The organism is Burkholderia sp. S171 (assembly GCF_009766085.1).
GTDB lineage: Bacteria > Pseudomonadota > Gammaproteobacteria > Burkholderiales > Burkholderiaceae > Caballeronia.
This window is the reverse complement of sequence record NZ_LMUF01000006.1, coordinates 267,902-274,917: the sequence shown is the minus strand read 5'-3', so window position 1 is coordinate 274,917 and position 7,016 is coordinate 267,902. Positions and strand designations below refer to the sequence as shown.

Below are 7,016 nucleotides of genomic sequence, written 5' to 3'. Positions count from 1 at the left end.
ATTTGAAGGACACGCACGAACTGAATCAGCATATGTTGAAGCTGGCATTGCAGGGTTCGGAGCTGACTGCTGCTGAAGGCGCCACGCCGATTACCGGCGACGCGCTCGGTGAATTGGCGCGTGCGTATTTGCTCGCGCAGGCGGTGGTGGATCGTCTCAGCCGGTTTTACGACGTCAATGCGCTTGGCGCGGTGATGGATGGCATTGAGCTGGATTTGTCGACGCAAGAATCCACCGTGGTTTCGGCTGCCGCTTTGCAGGCGGCTTTACGTGCTGATCCGTTGAAGCCGGAAGTGACTGTTGAGCCGGCTTATGACACGGTACGCGAGGTTCGGTCGTTGCATATCAATCGCCGGCATCATGGGAACGTGAAGGTGTCAGTTATCGATGAAGACTTCCAGCTGACCGCGGATTACAAGCAGCTGCAAACGACCGCGAATACGTTCAAGGGTTTGATCGGGCCGGGTGCGGTGATTAAACGCGGCGAGCGGTCGATGGCGGTGACCGACTTCAAGAGCGCGATGAAATGGTTGATCGCGGATGCGGAGCGTAACGTGACCAAGCAGCGATATAAGGGCTTGGGCGAAATGAACCCGTCGCAGTTGTGGGAAACAACGATGGACCCAACCGTGCGCCGTTTGTTGCGTGTTCAGATTGAAGACGCCATTGCAGCCGATGGCATCTTTACAACGCTGATGGGTGATGACGTTGAGCCGCGTCGCGCGTTTATTGAATCGAACGCGTTGCGGGCGGGGAATATTGACGTTTGAGATTGTGATTATCGTAGGGCGCCAGAGTAATTGCGACTGGCGCCACAGTTTTGCGACTGTGGGACAGAGTTAATGCAACTGGCCTACTGCGATGAGGCAGAAATGGTTGGTGTCCGGGTTGTCGGGTGCGACAGAAAGTGAAAGCTGTGCCAGGCAAGTGAAAACCTGAAAGACTGCTGACACAGATAGTAAAAAAAGTCAGGCAAGTTTCCGTGAGCCTTCACATTCGCCGCTTGAGACTTTGGTCGAGCTAAGTGACTGCAAGCGCAGACGTCAGTTATTGCGACGGACTGACGGGGCGAGAGGTCAAGCAAGAGGGAGGGCAGCCACGTCGGGCGGCGCAACATACATGCTCGCGCGGTCGAAAATGGCATCTTCATCTAGTTCCGGGTTTGCATTGCGCAGTTCCTCTGCGTATCGCGCAAACGAAGCCCGCTGTTGGGCGAGAGGTCGGTATCCTTCCGTGACAAGAAGGCGAAACTGACCCGGCAACGCCACGGATGCCGTAAGCAAGCGCGCAGCGATCGGTTCGCGAACCCAAAGAAAGTATTCGCTCTGGCTCGAAATGAGCCTGCGACTGACATCAACTGAAATAAGCTGCGAGAACGATCCCAAGTCAACGAACGGCGCAGCACCTTCTTTAAGTTCAATGTCTCGGATGCGAGGGTCTGCCAGAGTAAGCATGGATCCGTTATTGCGTTCTTTTTAAAACGCACATTGTCGCGAAATTAGCCTGCGCTGTCGAATGACTAAAAGTGGCCGCACAGAGCCCGACGCGGACCTCAATCGATCTCTGATTGCAGCGCGGATGCAAAAGGCACAAAGCGACCCAATTCGGTCTGTCGAATTTCTACAAACCGGCCATTCGTTCGTCGTGGCGTGCAATAGGCTACTGTCCTATCGCGAGAACGAACCGAAGCGAGAAATGGCAAACTCCTACGCCAATCGCAGATCCCACAACACATCGAGTACGTGTTGCGTGGAACGTTCGACGTACCCCGCACGATGTGCAACACCAAGGCGACGCCACAACGCAGGGCGCAGCGGACGCATGGCAATGCGCGGGTCAGGCAATGGCGTAGCGGCCTCATGGGGCAACAGCGCTGCGCCATAACCTGCCGCTACCAGGCTCTTGATTGCGTCGTTGTAGTTGAGCTGAATGCGCGGCGCGGGATGGTGCCCTCCGGTCGCAAACCACTCCGCAGTCAGACGGGAGAGACGCGTGGTCGCATCATTAAGAATGAGAGGTTGAGCGGCGAGCCATTCAGGCGTAATGCGAGCCGGACACCGCCAATGCGCCGGCACAAAGGCCATCACGGGGTCGCGGCGCCAAGGCTTTATCACGAGTCCAGCCGCCGGAGGCTGAGGCAGTGCGACCAGCCCGATATCCAGCGTCCCATCCGCTAATCGGGTTAGCGTTTCATGCGAGGTGAGTACCGCGATCTGAATATCGATAGCGGGATGGTGCTGACGCAGCACTTCAAGCGCTTGAGGCAGAAGGTGCGCAATCGCGCCAGTCGATGCTCCGAGCCGAACGCGTCCGACAAGCCCTTGAACCTGGCGGTGAACATCGTCTAACGCCTGTTCCGCGTCGGCCAGCAGTCGACGCGCGCGCTCGACCAACAACTCGCCTGTTGCCGACGGCCGAACATGTCCACGCTTGCGCGACAGGAGCGGAGCCCCGATACGCTCTTCCAGTTCAGCGATGTGGAGGCTGACCGTTGGTGGCGCCAGATGCAACGTACGCGCCGCGTCGGCGAATGAGCCACGGTCGGCAATAGCGACCAGGGTGCGCAAACGGTCCAGGCTGATCTCTCGCATGTCGGCGTCCAGATTCAGAAAAACTGAATATCTAAGTTATGAAATTCAACTTTCGCTATTCTAGCGGTGCGCAGAAGATAGCAGGCTCGTTCTACTTGTTATTACCCAGTCACCGGAGTATTCCGCGCATGAGCTCTCCCCTTGTTTTCATCGACGGCGACCAAGGCACCACCGGGTTGCAAATTCACGAACGGCTTCGCGACCGGACCGATCTGAAACTGGTCACGCTGCCCGCGGCGGAACGCAAGGATTCCAGGCGTCGCGCCGAAGCCATCAACGCCTGCGACTTCGCCATCCTCTGCCTGCCCGATGGCGCCGCGCGCGAGGCGGTGGACGCCATTGTCAATCCTGCCGTCAGAGTAATCGACGCAAGTTCCGCCCACCGCACGCAGCCGGACTGGACATACGGCTTTCCGGAAATGACTCCGGGTCAGGCTGAGCGCATTGCGACCGCACGTCGGGTCACCAATCCAGGTTGCTATCCGACCGGTGCAATTGGCCTGCTGCGTCCCCTGCTGCACGCCGGGCTTATACCAGACAACTACCCGGTCAGCATTTACGCGGTGTCCGGCTACTCCGGACGCGGACGTGCCGGCGTGGAGGAACACGAAGGACAGGGTGCTGTCAACGCACCGTCATACCAGGTATATGGTCTGGAGCTCGCGCACAAGCACACCCCGGAGATCCAGCAGCACGCCGGACTCGCGCAGCGTCCGATCTTCGTCCCTGCGTATGGTGGGTTCCGCCAGGGCATCGTGCTGACGGTGCCCTTGGATGTGCGGCTGCTGGCACCCTACGTAGACGGCGCCAAGTTACACGCGTGCCTCGCACGCCACTATGCCGAGGCGGCCCACGTACATGTCCTGCCGCTGCACGAATCGCGCGTTTTAACGCAGCTGGATCCGCAGGTACTGAACGGTACGGACGATATGCGCTTAAGCGTGTTTCCTAACATGGAGCACGGGCACGTTCTGCTATCCGCGGTTTTCGATAATCTCGGCAAAGGCGCAGCCGGCGCTGCGGTTCAGAACCTGAACCTGATGCTCGCGCAGTAATGGTGGCCGGTCGAATGTCGCTTATTGGCCGCAATGGGTCTGACGGCGATCCACTGCGCTCTCATGGTCGATCACAATCGAACTTCAAACGGATGTCGCGACCCATTCTTGTGTAGCGGGAATCCTTAAGTTTTTCGCTAACGTTCCGATAAAAGCGTGAGTGGACGAATAATCGATAACGACTCTTGAATGGGATGATTGATGCGACTCATGTGGAAACTCTTGAACCCCGGTGCGATCACGGTGCTCAGCGTCCACTCCCCACCTTTTTGCGGGACGATCATAACCACTGGCACGCAAGCGGCCCCGTCTACCGCGAGAGCGACGCGGTGCTCGTGATTTACGTGTCGCCGGCGTATAGCTCCAGCGGCCCGATGAGCGCCTATACGCGTCTGATCATCGGCGAAATCGATATGTTCACTGGCGATACGCACGAAGCGGTTTTTCGACAGCCCGTCCATTGGATGAAGGCTATCGATCCGTATACCTACCACTTCATGGATGCGATCGTAGCCGATCTTCCTCACGCAATCAGCGGGCTCGACGAGAGCATGATGGCGCAGGTGGACGTCTTCGATAAGTCGTTAGGCAGTATCCAACCTTGACGTCGGGAGTTGAGCTAGAGATTGAAAGCGCCTCACTCGACACTCAATTCCCGTAGGCGACCCGGCAGTTCAGGTCCAGTGCCATTTTCCTCGCTATTCTAAGCGTTGTTGTCGTGTCCTGTCGGGCTGGACGCGTGGCGCGCATTTCCGCAGTTCTCCCGAGTAATATCGAAGCTGCAGTTGAACGCGCGCATGAAACTTGATCGTCAACGACCCCGACGTGATTGTCGAAGGTCCGTTCATGGCCGAACATCGTCTCATGCAATCAGCATGTTTGACGTGCCTTTCCTAAACGATTCGATTCCCTGGAAGGGCCAACGACAGTCGTTGCGTGATTGCTTCGACGGCCTGCTCAACCGAAAATTTCGCAGTGTCGACCACGAGATGCGCTGATTCCCATGGTTCGTATTGACGTTCAAGCACGCTCTGCCAAGTCGGCAACTGAAAACTCGGGATATCGGCCTTTCGCCCCTCAACCCGATGCCGGTGCATTGCAACATCCGAACAAACCAACTCGATCTCGAAAATCAGCACACCTGCGTCGAACGCCACTTTTCTCCAAGCGCCGCGCGTAATTTGCAGCGAATTGACCGAGTCCGCGACGACTGTCGACCCGAGCCGCAAGTTGTCCCCGGCGACCGCATATGCGGCCAGATAGCCGGCAGCCCCGATATCCGCGTGGCCGCTTTTGCACGCCTTGATTGCCTGTTCCAACGTATCTATGCGCAGATAAACGGCTGCGAGCTTGCGCGCGAGCGTTTGCGCTACTGTTGTCTTCCCGGTGCCCGGTAGTCCGCCGAAGGCGATCAACACTTTCAATGCTCCCTGATTAGTAGACCCAGACAGATTGTCATCGATCTACGTCCCGAGGTCGACAGTCTCCTTGTGGCCGAACACGGTCTAGCGCAATGCGGCATGCTAGAGCACCTGTTTGCACATATGTTCTTCGTCATAAAAACGATCTCCAACCTTCATGGCGCGGGGTTCCAGGCCAAACGTCTGAAAGCCGTGCGACGCATAAAGCCTCTTTGCCGGCAGGTTCTCTGCATTGACGCAAAGCATCAGTTGGACGGCGTCCCACTGTTCGGTCGCGTGCGCTGTTGCTGCCGACAAAAGCGTTTGTGCGATTCCTTGTCCACGGGATGAAGGGTTGACAAACACGCCCCAAATCGTGGCTTTGTGATTCACCTGACGCAGCGATTCACGACGGACGCCAGTGATACCGATCAGCACATCGCTCTCAAACGCTCCGAACACTGCCTGTGTCGGCGTCGAACGAATGCGGGCGGCGATCTCCTCGATCGAACGTGCTAGCTCCTCCTCCCTGGTCGGCCATATGGCGGTGGGGGCGTTATCGACAGCAACGAGACGCAATGCTTTAAATTGCTCCGCATCGTCGGGATCTAGTAGGCGGACAGTGACCATGCGATATGAGAGGATGACCAAAGAGCGCTTACCGTACCCGATATCAACCATGCCATGCAAGTTCTGACAGTCAGGCGTTTCGCCATCCCGCATAGGCCAATGTTGTCGACGATCTGGGCGAGGACGACGAAGGGAGGATATTGGCCGGCCCCAGCCTGTCGGCTACCGGTGGCACACCACCATCTCGGATCTTGTGCCCGCGTTATTATGCGAAGAAACAAAGGAGCTACGATGGACGCCAAGAGCTGAAATTGACTGACATGGCGGAAAGCAAAATCTTACTACGCGAGGCTGAGCGCGCCGATGCGTTGCACATAGCTAGACTGCATACCCAAAGTTGGCAGGCAGCTTACTATCACATCCTGCCCGCCGCGTATCTACTTGAAAAAGTGCCGGCTGAGCATGTCGCTCATTGGGAAAACTATATGGCGAAACCAGCAAAAGCGCGAGGCCTCGTCATGTTGGCCGAGCATGAAGGAGCCCCGGTTGGTTTCGTTAGTGCCGAGAATGTGGATGACTCGTCCCACGGAACACTGCTTGACTGCCTTCATGTGCTCGCAACTCATCAAGGATGTGGAGCCGGAAAGCTAATGATTGACGCGGCGCGTAGATGGACCAGAGAACAAAATCAGAATCTGATGCATCTTTATGTACTCGACGCTAATGCTCGTGCGATTGCCTTCTACGAGCGAAACGGCTGGCGATTTGCAGGCACTCAAGCTGGTTTCATCGATACAACGCCAGTAATCGACCGTCGGTACCTGATGGAAGTATAGATTGTCGTCGATTTGGGAGGGCGCGATGACAGTCCGTTCCTGGCCGCTATGCGCCGGTCCGGGAAGCGTTGGCCTCCACCGCATCGTTGCACCTTTGCCAGATGTGCCCGACCAGTGGGTTTTGATAGTTCAGCGTCAGCTCATTCGTGAACAGCGTAAGCACATCCGATTGACGTACTGCATGCACACCGGTCAAGTGCTCGCGGGACAACTTTAGCGCCATTTGTCCAAGCATCAGACGGTCAAGCCAACTCGCCGACATCCGATTCCTAACCAACCAGATGCGTGCCGATTCGACCACGTGGTCGACGCGCCATGTTTTCGTCAAAGCGTGCGAGGCGAGCGCACTCGTCACTAAATAGCAAAGTAGGTGGATTCGTGCCGCTGGGCTAATCGACTGTTGTGGGCGTGGCATGGTTGTTGATTCAGACTCCGGCGAAGGGGACACGAAAAGGTAGACGCATGTTATCTGCACTCGCACTCGCGATCCACGACGACGTGCGCAACAATGACGACTAAGAACTGAATTTATCGGTCGCATCCCCCGACATACGCCTCGCCGGC

Annotated in this window: 6 protein-coding genes and 1 pseudogene; 4 read left to right on the top strand and 3 right to left on the bottom strand. The window is 56.9% G+C overall.

Features of this window, described 5'->3' with window-relative positions:
- A pseudogene (gene gyrB, locus GSQ93_RS02850) lies at nucleotides 1–770 on the top strand (DNA gyrase subunit B); the annotation flags it as partial.
- Between the two features lie 936 nt (nucleotides 771–1,706).
- Here gyrB and GSQ93_RS02845 read toward each other — a convergent pair.
- A complete protein-coding gene (locus GSQ93_RS02845; protein WP_158934147.1) occupies nucleotides 1,707–2,591 on the bottom strand; it encodes a LysR family transcriptional regulator in 885 nt (294 codons plus the stop codon).
- Nucleotides 2,592–2,719: 128 nt separating this feature from the next.
- Between GSQ93_RS02845 and argC the strand changes: the two genes are divergently transcribed.
- Nucleotides 2,720–3,646: an N-acetyl-gamma-glutamyl-phosphate reductase gene (gene argC / locus GSQ93_RS02840; protein ID WP_158934146.1), complete on the top strand. Its 927-nt coding sequence runs from the start codon at nucleotides 2,720–2,722 to the stop codon at nucleotides 3,644–3,646.
- Between the two features lie 185 nt (nucleotides 3,647–3,831).
- Nucleotides 3,832–4,251 carry a hypothetical protein gene (locus GSQ93_RS02835; protein ID WP_216857573.1) on the top strand — a complete coding sequence of 140 codons (420 nt, stop codon included), beginning with the start codon at nucleotides 3,832–3,834 and terminating at the stop codon, nucleotides 4,249–4,251.
- Between the two features lie 288 nt (nucleotides 4,252–4,539).
- Here GSQ93_RS02835 and GSQ93_RS02830 read toward each other — a convergent pair whose 3' ends face one another.
- Both GSQ93_RS02830 and GSQ93_RS02825 read right to left on the bottom strand, forming a co-directional pair.
- Nucleotides 4,540–5,064, bottom strand: a complete 525-nt coding sequence (locus GSQ93_RS02830) for an AAA family ATPase (protein WP_158934144.1) — start codon at nucleotides 5,062–5,064, stop codon at nucleotides 4,540–4,542.
- A 105-nt stretch (nucleotides 5,065–5,169) separates the two neighbouring features.
- Nucleotides 5,170–5,676: a GNAT family N-acetyltransferase gene (locus GSQ93_RS02825; protein ID WP_158934171.1), complete on the bottom strand. Its 507-nt coding sequence runs from the start codon at nucleotides 5,674–5,676 to the stop codon at nucleotides 5,170–5,172.
- Nucleotides 5,677–5,936: 260 nt separating this feature from the next.
- Here GSQ93_RS02825 and GSQ93_RS02820 point away from each other — a divergent pair, with 260 nt between their 5' ends.
- Nucleotides 5,937–6,452 (top strand): GNAT family N-acetyltransferase, encoded by a 516-nt coding sequence (locus GSQ93_RS02820; RefSeq protein ID WP_158934170.1) that lies wholly within the window; start codon nucleotides 5,937–5,939, stop codon nucleotides 6,450–6,452.
- The last annotated feature ends 564 nt before the right edge of the window (nucleotides 6,453–7,016 follow it).